22 protein-coding genes are annotated in these 19,991 nt (G+C 39.3%); 6 read left to right on the top strand and 16 right to left on the bottom strand.

The annotated features are described in order from the left end of the window. Window positions 1-18: 18 nt before the first annotated feature. Complete coding sequence (tsaD, locus tag MMO42_RS08370; RefSeq protein ID WP_241320055.1) at window positions 19-1,026, bottom strand: tRNA (adenosine(37)-N6)-threonylcarbamoyltransferase complex transferase subunit TsaD; 1,008 nt, start codon at window positions 1,024-1,026, stop codon at window positions 19-21. Between the two features lie 145 nt (window positions 1,027-1,171). Between tsaD and rpsU the strand changes: the two genes are divergently transcribed. Next, window positions 1,172-1,387 carry a 30S ribosomal protein S21 gene (gene rpsU / locus MMO42_RS08365; protein WP_004652785.1) on the top strand — a complete coding sequence of 72 codons (216 nt, stop codon included), beginning with the start codon at window positions 1,172-1,174 and terminating at the stop codon, window positions 1,385-1,387. Between the two features lie 29 nt (window positions 1,388-1,416). Continuing rightward, on the top strand, window positions 1,417-1,863 hold the full coding sequence (locus MMO42_RS08360) for a GatB/YqeY domain-containing protein (RefSeq protein ID WP_005295570.1): 447 nt from the start codon (window positions 1,417-1,419) through the stop codon (window positions 1,861-1,863). Between the two features lie 77 nt (window positions 1,864-1,940). Here MMO42_RS08360 and MMO42_RS08355 read toward each other — a convergent pair whose 3' ends face one another. The 6 genes from MMO42_RS08355 to MMO42_RS08330 all read right to left on the bottom strand — a co-directional run bounded on the left by MMO42_RS08355 (window position 1,941) and on the right by MMO42_RS08330 (window position 6,634). Beyond that, window positions 1,941-2,300: a hypothetical protein gene (locus MMO42_RS08355; protein ID WP_005295574.1), complete on the bottom strand. Its 360-nt coding sequence runs from the start codon at window positions 2,298-2,300 to the stop codon at window positions 1,941-1,943. Between the two features lie 40 nt (window positions 2,301-2,340). Then, window positions 2,341-2,706 carry a GFA family protein gene (locus MMO42_RS08350; RefSeq protein ID WP_241320273.1) on the bottom strand — a complete coding sequence of 122 codons (366 nt, stop codon included), beginning with the start codon at window positions 2,704-2,706 and terminating at the stop codon, window positions 2,341-2,343. Window positions 2,707-2,736: 30 nt separating this feature from the next. Then, window positions 2,737-4,179: a M48 family metalloprotease gene (locus MMO42_RS08345; protein WP_241320054.1), complete on the bottom strand. Its 1,443-nt coding sequence runs from the start codon at window positions 4,177-4,179 to the stop codon at window positions 2,737-2,739. Window positions 4,180-4,305: 126 nt separating this feature from the next. Next, window positions 4,306-4,893, bottom strand: a complete 588-nt coding sequence (locus MMO42_RS08340; RefSeq protein ID WP_241320053.1) for a 1-acyl-sn-glycerol-3-phosphate acyltransferase — start codon at window positions 4,891-4,893, stop codon at window positions 4,306-4,308. Between the two features lie 110 nt (window positions 4,894-5,003). After that, a complete protein-coding gene (locus tag MMO42_RS08335; protein WP_241320051.1) occupies window positions 5,004-5,969 on the bottom strand; it encodes a D-glycerate dehydrogenase in 966 nt (321 codons plus the stop codon). A gap of 17 nt (window positions 5,970-5,986) precedes the next feature. Further along, window positions 5,987-6,634, bottom strand: a complete 648-nt coding sequence (locus MMO42_RS08330) for a hypothetical protein (RefSeq protein WP_241320049.1) — start codon at window positions 6,632-6,634, stop codon at window positions 5,987-5,989. A gap of 281 nt (window positions 6,635-6,915) precedes the next feature. On the opposite strand from MMO42_RS08330, the gene MMO42_RS08325 reads away from it, so the two are divergent. Next, window positions 6,916-8,016: an MBL fold metallo-hydrolase gene (locus MMO42_RS08325; protein WP_241320048.1), complete on the top strand. Its 1,101-nt coding sequence runs from the start codon at window positions 6,916-6,918 to the stop codon at window positions 8,014-8,016. Between the two features lie 117 nt (window positions 8,017-8,133). On the opposite strand, the gene MMO42_RS08320 is transcribed toward MMO42_RS08325, so the two are convergent. Next, window positions 8,134-8,730 carry an NAD(P)H-dependent oxidoreductase gene (locus tag MMO42_RS08320; protein ID WP_241320047.1) on the bottom strand — a complete coding sequence of 199 codons (597 nt, stop codon included), beginning with the start codon at window positions 8,728-8,730 and terminating at the stop codon, window positions 8,134-8,136. Window positions 8,731-8,829: 99 nt separating this feature from the next. Here MMO42_RS08320 and MMO42_RS08315 point away from each other — a divergent pair, with 99 nt between their 5' ends. Beyond that, window positions 8,830-9,750: a LysR family transcriptional regulator gene (locus tag MMO42_RS08315; protein ID WP_241320045.1), complete on the top strand. Its 921-nt coding sequence runs from the start codon at window positions 8,830-8,832 to the stop codon at window positions 9,748-9,750. A 68-nt stretch (window positions 9,751-9,818) separates the two neighbouring features. On the opposite strand, the gene MMO42_RS08310 is transcribed toward MMO42_RS08315, so the two are convergent. Then, the gene (locus MMO42_RS08310; protein WP_241320044.1) at window positions 9,819-11,117 is read right to left on the bottom strand and encodes a Y-family DNA polymerase; all 1,299 of its coding nucleotides are present in this window, start codon (window positions 11,115-11,117) and stop codon (window positions 9,819-9,821) included. Between the two features lie 4 nt (window positions 11,118-11,121). Beyond that, on the bottom strand, window positions 11,122-11,733 hold the full coding sequence (gene umuD / locus MMO42_RS08305; protein ID WP_241320042.1) for a translesion error-prone DNA polymerase V autoproteolytic subunit: 612 nt from the start codon (window positions 11,731-11,733) through the stop codon (window positions 11,122-11,124). Between the two features lie 280 nt (window positions 11,734-12,013). Here umuD and MMO42_RS08300 point away from each other — a divergent pair, with 280 nt between their 5' ends. Beyond that, on the top strand, window positions 12,014-12,244 hold the full coding sequence (locus MMO42_RS08300) for a hypothetical protein (RefSeq protein ID WP_005295610.1): 231 nt from the start codon (window positions 12,014-12,016) through the stop codon (window positions 12,242-12,244). Window positions 12,245-12,432: 188 nt separating this feature from the next. Here the strand turns inward: MMO42_RS08300 and MMO42_RS08295 are convergent, their stop codons facing one another. From MMO42_RS08295 to MMO42_RS08280, 4 genes are all read right to left on the bottom strand, one after another. Next, window positions 12,433-12,660, bottom strand: coding sequence for a hypothetical protein (locus MMO42_RS08295; protein WP_005145697.1), 228 nt, complete (start codon window positions 12,658-12,660; stop codon window positions 12,433-12,435). A gap of 252 nt (window positions 12,661-12,912) precedes the next feature. Further along, a complete protein-coding gene (locus MMO42_RS08290; RefSeq protein WP_241320040.1) occupies window positions 12,913-13,248 on the bottom strand; it encodes a hypothetical protein in 336 nt (111 codons plus the stop codon). 178 nt (window positions 13,249-13,426) lie between these two features. Beyond that, window positions 13,427-14,392, bottom strand: coding sequence for a LysR family transcriptional regulator (locus MMO42_RS08285; protein ID WP_241320039.1), 966 nt, complete (start codon window positions 14,390-14,392; stop codon window positions 13,427-13,429). A gap of 137 nt (window positions 14,393-14,529) precedes the next feature. Then, window positions 14,530-15,510: an MBL fold metallo-hydrolase gene (locus MMO42_RS08280; protein ID WP_241320037.1), complete on the bottom strand. Its 981-nt coding sequence runs from the start codon at window positions 15,508-15,510 to the stop codon at window positions 14,530-14,532. A gap of 118 nt (window positions 15,511-15,628) precedes the next feature. On the opposite strand from MMO42_RS08280, the gene MMO42_RS08275 reads away from it, so the two are divergent. After that, window positions 15,629-16,564: a LysR substrate-binding domain-containing protein gene (locus tag MMO42_RS08275; protein ID WP_241320035.1), complete on the top strand. Its 936-nt coding sequence runs from the start codon at window positions 15,629-15,631 to the stop codon at window positions 16,562-16,564. Between the two features lie 29 nt (window positions 16,565-16,593). Here MMO42_RS08275 and MMO42_RS08270 read toward each other — a convergent pair whose 3' ends face one another. Both MMO42_RS08270 and MMO42_RS08265 read right to left on the bottom strand, forming a co-directional pair. Beyond that, complete coding sequence (locus MMO42_RS08270; RefSeq protein ID WP_241320034.1) at window positions 16,594-16,878, bottom strand: hypothetical protein; 285 nt, start codon at window positions 16,876-16,878, stop codon at window positions 16,594-16,596. A gap of 321 nt (window positions 16,879-17,199) precedes the next feature. Then, window positions 17,200-19,542 (bottom strand): TonB-dependent hemoglobin/transferrin/lactoferrin family receptor, encoded by a 2,343-nt coding sequence (locus MMO42_RS08265; protein ID WP_241320032.1) that lies wholly within the window; start codon window positions 19,540-19,542, stop codon window positions 17,200-17,202. Window positions 19,543-19,991 lie beyond the last annotated feature (449 nt).

The following is a 19,991-nucleotide window of genomic DNA, read 5'->3' as shown; positions in this document are numbered from 1 at the left end:
CAAAATTACGGGTACATCTTAGGTTGGGTTTAACTCTGTCATCGGCCATCTCGGTGTGGTCGTCACAGCCAAACCATCCTGTTGCCCTGCTTTTAAACGCTGATATCCAGCAAAAGCAATCATGGCACCATTATCGGTACATAAAGCAGGTTCAGCGTAATAAACTTGCGCCTTAATCTTTGCCAATGAGGTTTCTAATTGTTCACGTAATCGCAAATTGGCACTCACACCACCGGCGATCACTAAACGTTTTAAACCTGTTTGCTTTAAAGCTTTCACGGATTTTTTAACTAAGGTATCCACGATCGCTTCTTGGAAAGACGCGGCTACATCTGCATCTCGATTTTCTTCACCCAATTTTTTCAACTGTACTGAAACAGCAGTTTTCAAACCACTAAATGAAAAGGTTAAGCCTTGATGTAACATCGGACGTGGAAATTCAAAAGCTTGCGCATCGCCCTGTAAGGCCAACTTCGCAATATTTGGACCACCTGGATAAGGCAATTTCATCATTTTTGCGACTTTATCAAAGGCCTCACCCGCAGCATCATCAATCGACTCACCCAGTAATTCATATTGACCAATACCGTAAGCTGCCATTAATTGGCTATGCCCACCAGAAACCAATAATGCCACAAACGGAAATTCCGGTGGAGTTTCCGAAAGTAATGGTGCAAGCATATGACCTTCCATATGATGCACACCAATTGCAGGTTTATTCAATGCGAATGCCAAGGTACGACCAAATAATGCACCTGTCATTAATGCACCCATTAAGCCTGGGCCTCGGGTATAAGCAACTGCATCAATCGCTTGTTTTGTTACACCACTTTGCTCAAGCAGTTGATTCATCAGGGGAATCATTTTTCGAACATGGTCACGTGAAGCCAACTCTGGTACCACACCACCATATTCAGCATGCAGTTTGATTTGGCTATATAGAACCTGTCCACGTAAGCCGAGTTCGCTATCATAGAGTGCTAACCCAGTTTCATCACACGAAGTTTCTAAGCCCAAAACAATCATTAAACTGCCTTTACAACGATCAAAAATAATATCGGAGCTATTATAGACTTGTGATCTGAGTTGTAAATGAGTAAAATACTGACCTTCACTTGCGATCTAGTGCAATAGTGCGTTAGATCATATCCATCATCTTAGAGGATTTTACATGCCACAAGTTAAGTTGAAAGAAGGCGAACCAGTAGACGTAGCTATCCGTCGTTTCAAACGTTCATGCGAAAAAGCTGGTGTTTTAGCTGACGTTCGTAAGCGCGAATTCTATGAGAAACCAACTCAAGAACGTAAGCGTAAAAAAGCTGCTGCAGTTAAGCGTTATCAAAAGAAATTGACTCGCGAATCTGTACGTACTACTCGCCTTTACTAATTAATTTGTGATTGACTGCTGAAAATACTATGAATACTTTAAAAAACCAGATTACTGACGTATTAAAAAACTCAATGCGTGCCAAAGATATGGCAACAGTAACGGTTCTTCGTGGTGTACAGGCAGCAATTAAGCAAATCGAAGTCGATGAACGCATTGAGCTTGACGATGCTCAGGTTCTTGCGGTCATTGAAAAGCAAATTAAACAACGTAAAGAATCGATCAAGGCCTTTTCTGGCGCTGGTCGAGATGATTTAGCTAGTAAGGAACAAGCCGAAGTTGAGGTTATTTCTCAATTTCTACCAGCCGCTATGACTGAGGAAGAACTTGATTCCATCATTGAGCAAACGATTGCTGCTCAAGAAGCTACTAGCATGAAAGATATGGGTAAGGTGATGAATTCTCTACGTCCGATCATAGCCGGGCGTGCCGATCCTGCACAAGTATCTGCTAAAATCAAAGCAAAATTAAGCTAAGCCGCTTAACTATCCTTTCTATATTTCGCTTTATTAAAGAATTGGATTCATTTCAACAATGAACCCAAAGTATTCTGTTATTTAAAATCACACTGAACATTATATTTTGCAAGCATTTGCATTTCTTTCGATTCTGCCACCTGTTTAATTAAATCTTGCTTGGTCATACTTGCATACTGTTGCGGTAATGATGAGCGGTTTTGCTCAATCGCATCTGACATGTCCTGAATATAGCGCTGATTAATCTGACAATATTTTGCTTGCTGCTCAGGCGTAAATTGTGAAGTTTGAGGATTTAAACTGCGCAAAAAACCACGGATATCCTGCGCATACGCACCACGAATTTTCTCAACCGAATTTGCATACTGCTCAACAGATGCTGCCGAGCTGATCCCCACACTGCTTATCGCAAAAATAAAAACTAAAATTTTGTTCATAAATCTTTTAACTTCTCAGCGATTGCTTACGCACGCCATCTTATCTTAATTCAATAAAATTTGGTTTATGCTCCAGAAAAAATTCTTCTTTTGGGGCGGGTATATCGCCCTCAGTCACACTCCCCAGACGTAAACGAATGATATCAGGCAAATCCTTACGATAAGAATAAAGTGGACTGGCACAGTTTTGACAAAATACACGCGCCTTATTTGGGGTATGAAAATATTCTTTCAGTTGCTCTCGTCCAAAGGTGAGCTCAAATTGAGTCTGATCAATGGCACTATTCCAGCCCGCAATAGAACCCTGTGCCTGTTGGCAATCGGTACAGTAACATAAAATGCTGTTTTCAATTTTCCCATGATATTGATACTGCACTGCCCCACACAAACATTGTCCTTTGATCATATGCATGCCTTTAATTATTTTAATATTCATTTAGAGTTTCATACGGCGCTCATCTTGCATCTGTTTTAACCGTGCGTCAATCTTGGCCGACATTGCGACATTACCTTTTGCCAAACGCTGCGCGTGCAACATTGACTTAATCGCATTTTCTTCATAGCCAGACCAATACTCAGCCTCGGCTCGATAACCCAATACATTGACGGCTTGTAAAGGCGAACTTTTATCTAAATTGGTTGCCTGTTGCAGCAATTGCCAACCTTCAATATCACGTTGGTTTTTATGAATAAAACGTTGTACCAAAGTTTGTGCTTGTGCAACTTGCTTTTGTCGAATCAGCACCTCTGCCAATTTATAAGATAAGGCCCTATTCTCTGGCATGGTTTTCTGAATTGGATTAATACTATTAAAAGCCTGATCCAGTTTATTTTGCCCTAGGTAGATATCGGTTTGAATTAGCGGTACAAGCACATGATTCTGAAGTTTAGCCTTCACCAAATCTAAATTGGCCTGTGCTTGTGCATAATCCCCCTGCTCTAGATAGAACTTGCTCAAGGCCAATAGCCCCGCGGTATTTTTCTGATTCGCCAAGGTCTGCAATTGAATTTCAGTCGCCTGATTCGATACCACTAGAGTGTAAAGTTTTAGAATTTCAAAATCGAGATCGTAAATTTTAGATTTCACTCTAGGCAATTGATTGGCACGTAAACGTGCTTCACTCATACGCTCTGTCGTTAATGGATGAGTAAACCAAAAATCAGGTAAAAAACTGACTCGACTGGTTGCTCGATGCATGGTTTCAAAATAATCCGCCATACTTTGTGGGTTATAGCCTGCCGCAGACATAAACTGCATACCAATACGATCGGCTTCTCGCTCCTGATTACGGCTATAGCTCAACTGATTATCCATCAGTGCCGCTTGAGTACCCATCATTACAGCTGCACCCGCATTGCCATCGGTCTGAGATGCAATAGCAGCCCCGACAAGAATCCCTGCCAATGCGAGCAAACCCTGTCCCTTGAATGCTTCTTGCGAACGGCTATAATGACGCTGTGATACGTGTGCAATCTCATGTGCCATCACACCGGCAATCTCATCAAGATTCTTTGCCGAAGTGATCAGCCCCGTATTCAGCGCAAATAAACCACCAGGAACTGCAAATGCGTTAATTTGGGGATCTTTGATAATCACTAAACCAATGGGTTGGCCCAATTGAGTTTGACTGAGAATCCCTGAAAAAACTTGCAAAAATTGATTTTCCAACCATGCGTCTTGTACGGTTGGCATTTGACGATGTACTTCTCGATAGACTTTTTCACCGATAAATTTTTCTTTTTGTTGATCGAGTAAACCTATGCCACTTCCAATTTCAGGCACTTCTGTTTGCCCAGCCGTATGGGAAGGTAAAAAGACCTCAGTGTGACTCAATTGAGTTGTGGCCAATAAGCCACATGCGAGCAGCAACGATCTCAAGTGGTTTCTCTATGATTTTAATAAAGAAATTCACTATAGCATTGAAAAAAGGAGAAATTTGCAACAAAGTGTTATAAAAGGCAGGAAAATCCTGCCTTAATTTATGTTTTTTGCAAGTGGCTTAAATTATTTGTTTGCGATGTAACGCTGATCTACACTGAATTTTTCAGGGAATTTGGCATTAATTTGTGCATAGAAAGACATGATTTCAGTCATATCTTTTTCATAGTCGCCTGTAGGATAAACAATTTTTCCAACCCCAGTTTTTTTCTTGGCATAGTCCATATAGGCTAAAGCAATCGGTACACCTGCAGCGACTGCCACATGATAAAAACCAGTTTTCCACTGTTCTTGTTTGGCACGTGTCCCTTCTGGCGTAACCAACATCACTAATTTTGGATGGGTTTTAAACAAGTCACTCATCAGCTGAACCATACTTGGCCGCGCTTGCCCTTCTTGTTTAATACTGCGATCGATCCCGATACCCCCCATAGCACGCACAAATGGGCCAAATGGGAGTTTCATATAGCTGTCTTTAATGGTCAGGCGAACATTGACACCCAATGCTTTTAAGGCCAAGCGTGCATATAAGGCATCCCAGTTGCTGGTATGTGGTGCGGCAATCATGACACATTGATCGATATCCAAATCCCAATGATTGTCAATTTCCCAACCCATCAAGCCCAAACTTTGCTCAGCTAATTTCTCGAACACAGACACCCCGACACGAAATCACAAAGGGCGCAAGTGTACCAATATTAATCAGCTTAAAAAGATGGGCTCGCACAATAATGCAGCAATCAAGTTGTCAGCATTGTAAGCAATTATTCAAACTTTGGATTGACCAGATAACGTGGTGTTCGATCTTCTAAGGCATCTATCAGGTTTTGATAAGCAAGATCAACCATCTTCTTGCGTGTTTCTGCTGTTGCAGAGCCCAAATGCGGTAACGTGACTGCGTTTGCTAGTTCGAATAAAGGTGAGTTTTGCAAAGGTTCTTTGGTATATACATCCAACCCAGCAGCAAAGATTTTGTTTTGTTGCAATGCTTCAATCAATGCATTTTCATCGACGACCGAACCACGCGCAATATTCACAAATACCGCATGCTTCTGCATCAAATCAAATTGTTCTGCACCAATAAGCGCTTTTGATTCAGTATTTAAATCAACGGCAACTACAATAAAATCAGACTGTTGTAATAGCTGATCTAGCTCCCGATATTGGGCATTGAAGGCTTGTGCGACTTCAATTTTTTCACGGCGGTTATGATACAGAATATTCATATTGAAACCATAAAAACCACGACGGGCAATAGCAGCACCAATATTTCCCAAACCAATGATGCCTAAGGTTTTCCCAAACACATCTACACCGAATTGTTCAGTCGATACCGTCCGTTTCCATTGACCTTGCTTGGTCCATGCATCTAAAGATGGAATTTTACGTGCCGCACTGAGTAGTAATGTAAACGCAAGATCAGCTGTCGTTTCTGTCAGTACATGTGGGGTATTGGCAAGCCAAATTTTCTTTTGATTGAGATAGTCGACATCGTAGTTATCGTAGCCAACGGAAACCGTAGAAATGACTTTTAGTTTTTGTGCGGGAGCTAAATTGCTTTCATTGAGTAAACGCCCTGCGCCAATCATGGCATCAGCATCAACGACTTCCGTTCGAATCTGCTCGTTGATATCACCAAGTTTGGGGTTAAGTACCACCACCTGATAATCTTGCTGTAACTTCGCTAAAACGTCCTGATCTATTTGGCTGAATACAACGACTTTCTTCATGCTTGGATTTCCGATCTTTATTGCATAAGTTGCCACAACCGTCTTTTCAATAGCGGTTGAGCAATCATTTCTTCTAAACTCGCTAAATGTAATATATTAGAATGCTGGATAAAGTCCAGTTGACCTAAGCATAATATCTTTTTATTGGTTGCGGTGGCATCAATAAAACCTTGAATATAGGAAGAGAGTCCTCGGCTATCCTGAAAAGCAGCCAATGGAAATGGCCATTTCAACTCTGCGTACTGACCTAGCCTAGCCTTTTGAATATTTTGCCACAGCTGTTGTTGTGCATTAGTCAACTGACTGCTTTCTAATAAAATGGCACAGTTTTCCAAAACGTACATTTGCAATTCAAGCGTCTGAATCTGAGCCGTAATAACAATCTGTTCTTTTTCAACCGCAACTTCTTTAGCAGCTGGTTCTGCAACAACCTTCGCTTGTTGAGGACTTTCAATTTCGGTGATCGATGGCGTGTGTACAGGTGCAACTGGAATATCTTGAACAATCGGTGCAGGATCAAACGCAAGCGCTGTCGATTGTGAAACCGCATCAACCACTTGATCTCGCCATAGGCTGGGTGCAGTATTTTTTTGACATACGACTTCCCGAGGAATCCAAACATCGATTCCCAAAGTTGCTAGTATGTTTCTCTGCTGCCCAATCATCTTACCTACTCGTTCTGTAAACTTACAGCCATTGGCACGACTGTAATGTCCTTATAGTCTAGCATAAACCAAGTCCCCCTAAATGGCTTCCTTTTGCTCAATCACGTCAATACAAATCCAATTGCATGATCAAAAATCACCTCTCGTTAGTTTAGGCAAATATTCAACAGCAATAGGCAAGTTTTCATTCGTCGACTTTTAGATAATATTTCATCATTTTGTCGCTTTTACTTTTTATTAATGTTGTATCGAATGCTCAAATGAAAAGGTTGACGCTATCTATGCTTATTCTTTTTGCTATCGCTGTCGTTCTGCTCGTTGTTGGCAGTGCCATGTATACCCAACAACCCCTCTTTGGTAAAATTCCTTCTGGTAAACGCCTACAATTAATCGAGAGTTCTCCCAATTATCGACAAGGCCAGTTCCGTAATCTCATCGAGAAATCGGGGATGAGCGAAGGCTCAAGTATCGCTGTAGAACTCTACAAGACCTTTATCAAAACCATTCCGCATCGTAATCCGATCGATCCTATCCCTTCGGTTAAAACCAATCTGAAAGCACTAAATCCACAACAAGACGTCATCATCTGGTTTGGCCATTCGTCTGTATTTATGCAACTCCATGGTAAGCGGTTTCTGATTGATCCCGTCATGAGTGGTAAAGCATCGCCTTTCCCTTGGGGCACACGCGCTTATAAAGGAACCGATATTTATACGGTTGAAGACTTACCAGAAATAGATTATTTGCTGATATCACATGATCACTACGATCATCTAGATTACGAAACCACGCTCAAACTGAAAGACAAAGTCAAATACGTCATTACAGGTTTAGGTGTAGGTGAACACTTTGAATATTGGGGTTATCCAAAAGATAAGTTGATCGAAAGAGATTGGGGTGATCGCATTGAATTTGATGATGGCATTACCATCATCACAGAGACAACACACCACGATTCTCGACGTGCTTTTGATGGCGGAAAAAATCTTTGGGTCTCATTTGTCATTCAGTCCCCTCATAAAAAGATTTTCTATACAGGTGATGGCGGCTATGACAAACACTTTCTTGAAATTGGTCAAAAATATGGGCCTTTTGATTGGGCCTTGATGGAAAATGGCCAATATGATGCTGCTTGGCGTTCGGTACATTGCCATCCAGATGAAGTTGCTCAAGCTACGGAAGAGCTGAATGCACGCAATATGATTCCTGTGCATCATTCAAAATTCAGTTTGGCTAAACATGCATGGTATGAACCAATCACCCGTATTACAGAATACTCAAGCGCACGAAATTATCGTTTGGCAACACCCATGATTGGTGAATTGGTTGAACTGGATAATGATCAACAAACATTTAAGCAATGGTGGAAGAACATCCGCTAGTTAAATAATATCTCTCTTGACTGTCTTCAATCAAAGCGCATTCACAAATAAAAAAAGTCGGACAATCAGGCACCTGATTGCCCGACTCTGCCAAGATCAGCAGTAAGGGGTACAAAGTTAAATCGCGACTTGTTGGGCTTTTTGATATGCGCCTTTGAGTGCATCTTCTCTTAAAGCAGACATGTCTAGACCTTCTGCATATACAAACTCAACCTCATCAATTCCCATCAAACCTAAAACTGCATTCAAGTAAGGTGTTACTGCATCCGTTACTTGTCCTAAATGAACACCACCTCGACTGCTCATCACAATTGCTTTTACACCTACAACCAAGCCTTGTGGGTAGGTTTCCGTATATCTAAAGGTATGACGAGCGCGTGCAACCAAGTCAAACCAGTTTTTTAGTTGTGTCGGAACATTCAGGTTGTACATCGGTGCGCCGATCAACAATAGATCTGCGGCTTTTAACTCTGCGATTAATTCATCAGATAATTGGATAATTTTTTGAATGGGTTCAGCGACATTTTCTGCGCCACGTAAAGCTTGGAAAATCTCGGCATCCAGTACAGGCAGCTTTAATTTTGCCAAGTCACGAATAATAATGTCATCTTGTAAACCACGTTCAGCACGTTGTTGCAGAAATGCATCAATCAAACGACTGGTCTGAGAATCATCACCCATAATGCTTGATTTCAATACCAACACTTTCGCCATGTTCGTTCTCCAAATCTTTAATGGAGACATGTTACTACTACAATTAAATCACCAGTAGTGATAATATTTCGATCAATTGATTCCTAAAACTCTACAATAATGCAGACTGAACTCAGCACGATTTCAATTTTTGTAACGGTGGTTGAGGCTGGCAACTTTAGTCATGCCGCGGAGCAACTACATCTCACCCGTTCGGCAGTGAGTAAAAGTATTGCCCGTCTAGAAGAGCGCTTAGGTGTTTCGCTCTTTAAACGCACTACTCGAACACTGAGCTTAACCGATGAAGGGACTTTGTTTTATGAGCACAGCTGTCGCGCGCTCACTGAAATCAACACCGCAGAAACCTTATTGGATCAAGGCAAGATTAGTGCAACAGGTCTATTAAGAATTTCAGCACCAGTCCTGTTTGGGCAGCTTTATATTGCCCCGTTGATGGTCGAACTTGGACAACAGCATCCAGATTTACAGGTTGAACTTTCCTTGAATGACCGAACCATAGATTTGGTCGAAGATGGATTTGATTTGGCCATCCGTATCGGAACTTTAGCTGACACCAGCCATTTAATTGCGAGAAAATTGGGTGATCACCGAATGTTACTCTGTGCCACACCAACCTATCTGCAAAAATCTGGACCCGTACATACGCTTGATGATCTCCAATCTCATACAACCATTGCTTATCCCTATTCAGGTCATTTGCAAAAGTGGCACCTGCAAGATGAAAACAAGCAAGACTATGCCGTCAAACCCAATGCCAAATTCATGTTAAATGATATGCAAGCAATTAAGCATGCTGTTTTGGCCCATCATGGCATTGCATGGTTACCCGATTGGCTCATTCATAATGAACTGCATGATGGAAGCTTAGTTCAAGTTTTGGCACGATTTTCCAGTGTGTATTTCCCAATTCATGTGGTATGGCCTCGCTTAGCGTATATGCCACTCAAAACCCGTTTGGTTATTGATTACTTGGTCAATCATCTGCCTCAGCAATTATCTATTCAAACATCTGCTAAATAAAATACTTTGATTTGAGATTTATCACGGCAATAATCATGAGTAAATAATGAGTGGCCGCAAAAGCCAGCTTATACCACTTTTAATACCTCGTCCCACTTGGTTAAATAACTGGGAGATTTGTGATTTTGGATCATACGCCACGCTCGCCCATGCGGTGTAATTAATCGTCCTAGCGTCATACAATCCCGACCAAATCTTTTATTAATATCATCAAAAGCGATCGAAAGATTTCTTCGGGCAATGAGTTCATCCGTATCATGGAATAAATCAACTGCATGGCTACGTTGAGGAATAATATCAAGCAGAATCACTTCTGCCTTTTTATAGCGATGACCTGTCTGATAAATACGATCAAGCCCTTGTTGTACTGCTTTGATAATCTCTAAACGATCATCACTATAGTCAGATAGATACACCACGGTAAAAGGCCGATAATATGCTTCCTTATTAAAACGATTGGTGCGGATACTCACCCCAACAGCTTTGCATAGTAAGTTTTGCTTTCGCAAACGTTCAACGGCACGTAAGCTAAATTCGGTTAAAGCGCCACTCAGACTGGTTTTGTCTTCAATCGGCTGACCAAAGGAACGGCTACTTAATACCTGCTGGCGATCTGTCACAACGTCTTCGATCTCTAAGCAAGTCATACCCTGTAATTCTTTGACTGTGTTCTCCATCAGCACTGAAAAGTACTTACCCATCATTTTCGGATCAGCTTGAACCAAATCCATCACCGAATAGATATTCATTTTTTCTAAACGTTGTCGAATCTTTCGTCCGACACCCCAAACCTCACCTACAGGCATATGCCCTAACAAGTCTTCAATCACACATGGATCTTCATCCACAAGATTACACACACTATTAAAACAAGCATGTGTCTTGGCTAGATTATTGGCAAGTTTTGCTTGGGTCTTGGAATAACCAATACCAATGCAACATGGCAGGCCCAACCAGTTTTTCACCGTATCCAGAATCTGATGTGCATATTCGGTTAAATCGTAACTGTTCTGATAGGCAGTCAACTCTAAAAAGCATTCATCTATCGAATAAACTTCCTGTTCACAGGGATCCACAAAGCTGCCTAATATGTTCATAAAACGGCGTGACATTTCTGCATATAAGGCATAATTACTGGAAAAGACTTCCACTTGGTGTTGACGAATAATCTCTTCAATCTGAAATAACGGCACGGCCATTCGAATGCCAAGCCTTTTTGCTTCATAAGAACGGGAAACGACACAACCATCGTTATTTGAGAGTACCACTACAGGACGGTTTTCTAGCTTTGGATTGAACACACGCTCACAACTGACGTAGCAATTGTTGACATCAATCAAAGCAAAAATACGTTGTGGCAAACTCATTGGCTTACCTCATCGGCTTCAAGTTATACGTCACCACACCCCAGATCAACAGTTCTTGCCCTTCTGTAATATAAATATTTTGATAGTCAGGATTTTCCGCTTTTAACCACACCTTAGGTGGGCTGAAATGATGATCAATCATCAAGCGTTTAACAGTAAAATCATTATCAATCAAGGCAATCACGATATCCCCAGACTTCGCTGAAAGACTACGATCCACCACCAAAGGATCGTCAATATCAATACCAGCATCCAACATTGAGAGTGAGTTTGCTTTCACAATAAAAGTTGAGTTTTCGTTACGAATTAAAAATTCATTTAAATCCAAAGCTTGTTCAACATGGTCCTGTGCAGGCGACGGAAAACCTGCTGCGACACGTTCCGTTGCCAACGGAATATGATAAAGTCGATCATTCTTCGCTTGAACATTTTGTATTTTCATTGAAGTGGTCAAATCAGTTTGCTGATCTGTTTTGACATTATTCAGTAACCAATTTTTGATGAAATCAACTTGGGACTCGGGAACACGGATGACTTTGGTCGGCTCACTGAATTGTGCCTTTCGTCCTGCATTGGTTCTTGCGCCCCCATGCTCAAATTCAGTTTTTTTAGACATAACTTCCCCCTACCCAAGCTTAAAATACTTTCAATTAATTTAACTTGAAAAAGTTACAAATTCAAGTTGACGTACAATTAATTTTGCATAACAATAAATCCATAGATCAGATTTTGGCTTGTTTAACTTAGACAAGGATGTAAGACAAACCAAAATTAATGTTTTAAATGAATAGCTTATGCAAATACAAAATATTAAGTTATTGATCTAATTCACTAATCTATTTGATCTCTTGGCAGTTAGATTCTATTCAAATATTTTTGATGTGGAGACATGAAAAATGAACAATCAACGTGATGCTATTCTTGGTTATGCTGACGAACAACATGCTTATTTTATTCGTCTTATCGAAAATGATACAGTCCTTGGCAATTGCTACGGATTATTCTGTGAAAGCCCCAATAGTGAAGCCGCAGAAAGTATTATGACCACCCTATTTTTAAAGAAATCTTTTTGGCTCAATGGTTCTGAATTTAGTGATATTGTAAAAGGGCTTAACCCAATTCATTGATCTAACCGAGACAAAAAAGAGATGAGTTTCATATATAAAGAGCTTAGGTAACAGTTAGACCATAAGCTCTTTACTTTTTCTTATAGACTGAGTCAGGTTTTACAGAATGCTAATCCATCTCAAATAAAAACCCACTTATTGGATTGAGCATAAGTGGGTTTTTACATAGTCTAAAGACAGGGTTAAATTCAAATAAATCTTTTATCGTTCACAGGCGCAACCAGCTTATAGATTTTTCCATCGACATCACTCTCGAACAGCAAGTCAATATTTGGAAAAATGATATTTCCTTCTACTTCAATATGTTCAACCCGTTTAAAAAAAGGAATATCATGGTCTTCTAAATCATTTAACTGGGCTACGACAATAGACTCATTTTCTTCTTGGTCTTTCACAATCACTGTAATTTTATCCATAACAGTTCTCCCAATAATATCGTTCATAGGACTATGGGAAATTTTTTTAAGCTTGTCGACCAAATGGTTGTAACAAGAGTTATAAGTATTAGACTTTTATTAATTCATCAGTTAAGTGCTTGAAATTATCAGCAAATAAATAAATTCCATTAATATTTGCTTAACTGATCAGTTACAATTATGTGGAAAACGTTTCAGAATGCGTCACTACATAAACGCCAGATAGACTTAGATCTCGCACAAAAGAATAATTTACTTAGCCGTCAAATCATTGGATATTTCATTCTTATTTTTAGTTTTCTCATCAGGTTTTGTAATATTTGCGTCTACTTCACTTTTTAGCTCAAGATATTCTCGCGCATCTTCTCGCCTATGAATCCCCCCTAATTTTAATGCTTGTGTATCAACTTCAGCATCAATATCAGCCCTTTTTGTAGATTGCTTAATTAGAGAGTTTTTATTCTTTTCTGATGATACATTGCCAAGATTCGCTTGAGCTGCTGCATTGACATCTACCCCAGAAGTTTCAACTGCAAAAACAGCCGTAGACGTCATCAAAGCAAGCATCCACCATCGTATGTTTCTCATTGTTAAGTCCTAATTGATTTTTTAATTTTTAATGCCTAATTTTATCATATCTACTTCGCACGCATGCTTTATATCTCTTGCTACAGCTTCAAATTGCTTATATTTATACAATAAATCATGATCTACCCTATAAAAATACATATCGATGTAATCGGACCAGACCTCCTTAGCTCTACACTTAGATAGAAGCAACAGCTAAACCATCTAATAAATAGAGTCCTAAATTTAAAATGATAGCAAATTGAATGAAATAGCGCTCTTTTATAATTTTTGCAAAATAGTTTACTTGATCTGAATTTTTTTGATCGGCATATACAATTCCCACTTTGAGATGAATATCAAAATCATTGACAAGCACCGCTTCTAAATCTGAGTTAGTTGCTGAATATTTATCAAAAAAAGGTTTCGGAAATATCCCTAAGCCTTCACCATTTACAATACTCGTTAATTGGGCCTCTATCCCGAAAACCTCTTTATTTGCATAAAATATCGATCCTTTTTCATTGAGTTTTTTATTTAGGCTTTCTCTAAAACAGCAGCCCTCTGGATGTACAACCCACCCCTTTTTACTACACCGCTCCAAAGTTTTGTACTCTTTAACACCATTCTTGAGTGCAACTATAACTAAAGGTAAGGTTCCAATATTTTTGAAAAATAAATGCTCAGATAGTTGAAGATTGGAAGGAATCATCACAATAGCAAGAGCAAGTTCCCGCTCATCTACTTGTTGAATAAGACTCCGTCCCCATCCACTTTGCATTTCTACTTCAGTCGAATAATGGTCGTACTTATATCGATCATCGATATATTCATATAAGTCATCAACCAAGGTAATTGGAAGACCTATTTTTACCTTTTCCAGAAATGATTCGGTTTTTTGTTGATGAAAATTTTCTAGCTGCTCCATCTGTTCAAGAATATGGCGCCCTTTGAAATATACTTTTTCACCAAAATGCGTTAATTGCAGAGGTCGGCTTTTACGGTTGAATAATTTACCTTTCAATTTCTGTTCAATACTATTAATCCGCTTCGTGACAGTAGACTGATCAATACCAAGCTTTTCTGACGTCACTGTTAAAGATGAATTTTCAACAGCATATATAAAAATCTTTAAATCTCTAATATCTAACACATTCACACTCATTCATATCTTATTTAAATGCATACCAAATCTATTTACGCTTTGATTATTTAGAAGAAGCTGCTAGCTGAGTCATGCAACATGGGCTGTATCAAGTCATACCCTAAAAATAAAATTTTGGCTTTGTCGGCTTATGGCTATTACCAGTTGCCTCGACGATGGTTACTCACCCAGCGATACATGCCTTGGATATTCGGTATTTTCATCGTGCTGAAAGCTATCCAAGTCTGAACTTCAGGGCTGAATGTTACGTTACGGTAGAGTTGATCCCAGGACTGACCGCCGCGAACCAAGTCCAGTACTTGCTGATGCAAGTCTACAAGATAATTTCTTAGAGTAACCTGATCTTCACGTGTTGCAGGCGTATAGTGTCCAACATCAATAATGTCGACATCCTGACGGATAACCCAATTTAAAGTATCAATCCAGCCTGTGTAGTAGAAGTCGAGAAAATCGTTATAGGGCATACTTTTACTTTCACAAACATCAGTACATTGCAATGCCTTATATTTAGGGAAAAGCACCATCACCATACTGTCTGAATGACTGGGTGCCACGTAATGTAACAAGACCTCTTCACCGCCCAAGCTAATTTTCATATCCTGATCAAACACTCGATCAGGCAAAGCCGTTGCTAATTTTTCTCCAACAATCGGTTCAATACTGCGTTGATTGGCAACAATTGTTGCACCATCTGCCTTAAAGACTTGCCCACCACTGATATGATCCGCATGTGCATGGGTATAAACCACATATTTCACAGGCACACCGAAACGTCTTTTGATCTCATCTTTTAACCATGTAGATGTACATGTCATTGCAGGATCAATGATTAAAGCACCTTCGTTTGTAATGAGGACTAAACCACTATGTACTGCTAAACCTGCGCCTGTGGTATGCCGATAAAGATTGCCTCTCACTTGGGTTAAACTTTTCGGATTTTCAGGACACGATGCAGCCGTAAAATCATTTAAAACCGTACGATTTTGATAAGCCGACAGGTCAACAGATTGACCATTATCTTTTGCAAAAATGAAACTGAATGGCAATGACATCAATAATGCTACAAAAATTTTATGGGCTATAAATGTTCTAATCCTTTGATTTTTAATTGTACGCATACTTCAAACCTTCACTACTATTCCGAAGATCAATCTAACAAGTTAAACACCACGATAAAATCCACAAAATTCACAATATACTGTCCTAAAATTGGCAACAATGGATGCATAAAATACGATGGAAAAACTGGATGACCTATTATTATTTGCTGAAGTCGTGGAGCAAGCAGGTTTCTCCGCAGCAGCACGTCATCTAGGTTTGCAACGTTCAAAACTCAGTCGACATATTGTGGCGCTAGAAAATCGGATTGGTGTCCGTTTATTTCATAGAAATACCAGGAATGTGGTGCTGACACCCGCTGGCGAAGAAGTCTATATCCATGCAAAAGCGTTAAAACAAGCAGCGCATAATGCATTTGCAGTTGCAACAGACCTTGCAGGTGATCCTAAAGGAATTTTAAGAATCGGCTGCTCTCCAACCTTTGCACAAGCAGCTTTGGTTCCTATCCTGCATTCATTTATGCGCCAGCACCCCAAAATAAAAATTATTCTGAACACCGCAGATCACAATATCGATTTAATCAGTGCACAAGTGGATCTGGTTTTTAGAATTTCATCAAAGCCATTACAAGATTCTAGCTTAATCATTCGTCCAGTCTGTGAGTTATCCATGATCTTGGTCGCGAGTCCTCATTACATGCGAGACAAACAAAAGATTAAGCATCCGGAAGAACTTACAACCATGAACTTTATTGCTCTAGAGTTTCATAAAAAAATTGTCCATAGAGAATTTCTGCATCAAACCAATGAGCTAGTTAACTTGCAGCTCGAGCCGTATGTAAGCTGTGGAAATATGTCAATTTTAAAATCAATTGTTCTGCAAGATTTAGGCGTAGCAATCATGCCAACATATTTATGCATTGAAGAATTAAAATCAGGTCAATTGGTGGAAGTATTTGAATCTGATACGCAATGGTTCCTGCGAGACTCGCTTGTCAATGCACTCATACCAACCCGACAGAATGTATTGTTAGCAACAAAACTTTTTTTAGATTTTTCAATTCCACTGTTACGCCAAGAGCTGACTAGAAAATTAGATGAGAAAAGCAATTAGTTCCAGATTAATAAAAAATACATTTGATATCACCAGCTTAAACTACAAAAACACTCACCAAACATGTTGTATATAAATTCAACAGGTGCATCTACGGGATAGACATCCGTTTCTTCTAAATAAAAAATTTGTCCATCCTCAAGTATCTTTAAAATGCTGTCTTTTCTTTTTAGCACAACACCTTTTCTTATTATTTTTTTAATTTCTATTCCTTCTATTTCAAAGATTGGGAAAAAAACCATTTGCCCTAATCTTAGATTATTGGAATTAAAGCGCTTATATCTTTTACACTTTATACAGATCCACTCCTTCACTTAAAAATCCTTACTTATAATTTTTAATAATGATTAATTATTATTATATAAAACTTTAACAATAAAAATTAGCAATAAATCCAACAAAATATTCATTTAACATAAATCAAAGTAATTACAAACACTTAAAATAAAATATTATCTGATCTATCCACCATTAAATTTTCTCATTTTATCTATAAAATAAATATCACTTTACTTTTAATTTTCCATCTAAGTTTTATATTTTAGATCAATGCAGATGTTGGATTAAACAGAACATCTGCATTTTTATTTTAAAACCGATCTGGAATCCAGAGCAGTTTCAATACTCTCCATAAACTAGAATGATTGAGAAATGCTCAACTTATAATCACGACCTGTACCCGTCATATACTCACCTAAATACATTTTGTAATCCCGATTAAATAGATTATCAATCGAGAGATTTAACTTTGGCCCCTTCTCACCGACAGGCTGCCAGTCAGCGTAAACACCATGCAGTGAATAGCCTTTGGTTTTTGGCAAAGAAAAAGAAGTTGCTGCAATCGACTTATCATTGTCAGATAAACTCCGATCCTGTGCTGCTACAAATATACCTCTCCAGCCCATGGTCAAATGATGCTCAGGCACATTGACCCCTAACGTTGCAGTGGCTTTTCTTGGCGGGATATCGGTCATCCATGTTTTTTGGTCGAACCAAGGATTAACCGGAGAATTGTCACGACGTCCTCGAATATATGAATAGGTCAATCCTGTGAACCAAGTCGGTTGATTATAGAAAAGCTCAGCCTCATAAGCTTTGATCGTATAATCGTTCACATTGCGATAAAAACCTGGATCGTAATTGCCATTACAATCGCTCATACTGCCATTTCCACCATTGGCATTGATTTCCGCCTGTGCCTTGCAGAAGGTAGAGCGATTACGGAAGATTTCATCACTACCACGATTGCGGTGATAAGTAAGACGTACCTGTAAATGATCTTCTGTAGCAAAAACATCATCAAAATTCATTTCATTCCCAACACGAATCGCCAGCATTTTTTCAGGCAATAGGTAGCGACTGGTTGCAGACAACGAAGTACCTGCTGATTGCACATAATATTGTTCATCTACGCGTGGTGCACGCCATGTTTTACTGATATTGGCAAACCAAGTCAGATAATCCGCCTGCTTCCAAGCCAAGGCTAAACGTGGCGACCAGCCTGTATAAGTTTTGCTTGAATAATCATGCCCTGCACTTGGATCGTTATAACGTGGTGCACGGTTCGGGTTACCTGTGTTTTTGATGTGATCGTAACGTAGCGATGGTGTAATGGTAAAATTATTAATCTGATATTGATCTTCCACAAAGGCACTTAGCATTTGCTGATCGCCAGAAGGCATATAATAGGGTTCATAATAACCAAAGTTATAATCCGGCTTAGTAGCATTGTTTTTATCGTAAATTAGGGAGTTCTGCTCCATCTTTTGATATTGCACACCCACTTTTAATTTATGCGTACCGTATTCAGTCGCAATATCACTAATATTACTGAGTTTAAAAGCCGTATTGGTATACGTTACCCAGCTTTCATTGCCCAAGGTTGCCGCTGAACCATTAACGCTGGGGAGTCTTTGATCATGTTGATCCGTCTTTGAATAAGATGCCGTCGCTTTTAGATTGATGTATGGATTGGATTCTGGATTGAACTCATATCCCATCGAATAGCTGGTATCATTCTGATCACGATAAACCAAACGACGTTTCCAAGCCTCATCGTAACCATATTTTTTAATATCCGCTTCTGTAGGCACAGCATCCTGGTCACGCATCGCTGCAAATGGTTCCCAACCTTTATGTCCCCCCTGCATCGCATTTAAGGTAATTTTTTGACTGTCAGTCGGATGAAAATTCAGCTTGGCCAAATAGGTATTTTGCTCTTGTGCAGAATATAAAAACTTACTGCCATCTGGACGCTTAACATCGCCACTGTCTCGCTTGGTATAGTAGAACATTCCATCCGCAAACCCATTTTCACTTTTACCATACACTGCACTGGTATAAGTGTTTTGTGCATTATTGGAAAAACGTGAATACTTTAAAAAAGCACCTATATTTTGCTCATCTCGAAGCAGATCAGTTGCATCTTTAGTTTCCAATGTGACTTTTCCACCAAAACCACCATTTCCAACTTCAACGTTATGTGGTCCTTTGTCTAGCGTAATTTTCTTTAAAATTTCAGGCTCAATAAAGACTGAACCTTGACGGTATTTATCAAAGCTTTTAACCGAATCATCCAAGGTAATCGGGACATCTTCAACCCCACCCATTCCCAAGATATTAATCGTTTGCCCACCTGGACGTGGTGAACCCGCAGAACCCACACTCGGCATATGATCCAGCAATTGCGCAACATTATTTGCTTGATAACGATCAATGGCTTTTTGGTTTAACACACTCTGACCAAACTGAATGGTATCTTCTTTATCTGCCTGCACCACGATGCGCGTCATCTGATAAATTTGGTTCTGATCACTGGCTGTAGATGGCTTTTTGGGCAATGCTACAGTTTTGTCCGAATTCATTAAAACTGTTGTATTACTCTCCGCATAGATCTGGACTGTTAAGAAATTCATAGATAAAGCAATAGCTAACGCAAGTGGCTTCATCACTGTTTTTTGAGGGAGAACTTGGAACATACGTCTTCACCGAAAGATAAAAATTCCTCATCCGCCTAAAGAGGCGAGAAAATAATCAAGGACTTAATGAAATAAAAAATAATAAAATCAAAAAAATAATATTCAGGAAAATGCTATTTGTTCAGGTTTCAAGTAAATTTTGAAAAGATTTAAACATGGACTCATGTGCGCTATGGTAATCGGGATCACGATTTTGATTCAACAGCTGTCTATCATGCGTTAGGAGAGAATTGATCATTGAATTATGCAAACACCACAAATAATATTAATTATCATTTACATTTAGATGGATGTAAATAACTTCTCCAATTTTTTGGCATAACCAATCAAATTTCTAAATAAGATAGTCATGAAAGTCATTAGAAATACGACACTCAACATGGAGGAATAGTGATCAAGCAACAGGAAGGATAAAATACGATCAAAAAGTTATAGAGCAAATACAAGCC

It is taken from the genome of Acinetobacter sp. ANC 3882, assembly GCF_022549545.1.
GTDB lineage: Bacteria > Pseudomonadota > Gammaproteobacteria > Pseudomonadales > Moraxellaceae > Acinetobacter.
This window is presented reverse-complemented; position numbering and strand designations above follow the sequence as displayed.

Bases quoted from the DNA above. Each gene is read 5' to 3' on its own strand.
- tsaD (WP_241320055.1), bottom strand. From the start codon at position 1,026: ATGATTGTTTTGGGCTTAGAAACTTCGTGTGATGAAACTGGGTTAGCA.
- rpsU (WP_004652785.1), top strand. From the start codon at position 1,172: ATGCCACAAGTTAAGTTGAAAGAAGGCGAACCAGTAGACGTAGCTATC.
- MMO42_RS08360 (WP_005295570.1), top strand. From the start codon at position 1,417: ATGAATACTTTAAAAAACCAGATTACTGACGTATTAAAAAACTCAATG.
- MMO42_RS08355 (WP_005295574.1), bottom strand. From the start codon at position 2,300: ATGAACAAAATTTTAGTTTTTATTTTTGCGATAAGCAGTGTGGGGATC.
- MMO42_RS08350 (WP_241320273.1), bottom strand. From the start codon at position 2,706: ATGATCAAAGGACAATGTTTGTGTGGGGCAGTGCAGTATCAATATCAT.
- MMO42_RS08335 (WP_241320051.1), bottom strand. From the start codon at position 5,969: ATGAAGAAAGTCGTTGTATTCAGCCAAATAGATCAGGACGTTTTAGCG.
- MMO42_RS08330 (WP_241320049.1), bottom strand. From the start codon at position 6,634: ATGATTGGGCAGCAGAGAAACATACTAGCAACTTTGGGAATCGATGTT.
- MMO42_RS08325 (WP_241320048.1), top strand. From the start codon at position 6,916: ATGCTTATTCTTTTTGCTATCGCTGTCGTTCTGCTCGTTGTTGGCAGT.
- MMO42_RS08320 (WP_241320047.1), bottom strand. From the start codon at position 8,730: ATGGCGAAAGTGTTGGTATTGAAATCAAGCATTATGGGTGATGATTCT.
- MMO42_RS08315 (WP_241320045.1), top strand. From the start codon at position 8,830: ATGCAGACTGAACTCAGCACGATTTCAATTTTTGTAACGGTGGTTGAG.
- MMO42_RS08310 (WP_241320044.1), bottom strand. From the start codon at position 11,117: ATGAGTTTGCCACAACGTATTTTTGCTTTGATTGATGTCAACAATTGC.
- umuD (WP_241320042.1), bottom strand. From the start codon at position 11,733: ATGTCTAAAAAAACTGAATTTGAGCATGGGGGCGCAAGAACCAATGCA.
- MMO42_RS08300 (WP_005295610.1), top strand. From the start codon at position 12,014: ATGAACAATCAACGTGATGCTATTCTTGGTTATGCTGACGAACAACAT.
- MMO42_RS08295 (WP_005145697.1), bottom strand. From the start codon at position 12,660: ATGGATAAAATTACAGTGATTGTGAAAGACCAAGAAGAAAATGAGTCT.
- MMO42_RS08290 (WP_241320040.1), bottom strand. From the start codon at position 13,248: ATGAGAAACATACGATGGTGGATGCTTGCTTTGATGACGTCTACGGCT.
- MMO42_RS08285 (WP_241320039.1), bottom strand. From the start codon at position 14,392: ATGAGTGTGAATGTGTTAGATATTAGAGATTTAAAGATTTTTATATAT.
- MMO42_RS08280 (WP_241320037.1), bottom strand. From the start codon at position 15,510: ATGCGTACAATTAAAAATCAAAGGATTAGAACATTTATAGCCCATAAA.
- MMO42_RS08275 (WP_241320035.1), top strand. From the start codon at position 15,629: ATGGAAAAACTGGATGACCTATTATTATTTGCTGAAGTCGTGGAGCAA.
- MMO42_RS08265 (WP_241320032.1), bottom strand. From the start codon at position 19,542: ATGTTCCAAGTTCTCCCTCAAAAAACAGTGATGAAGCCACTTGCGTTA.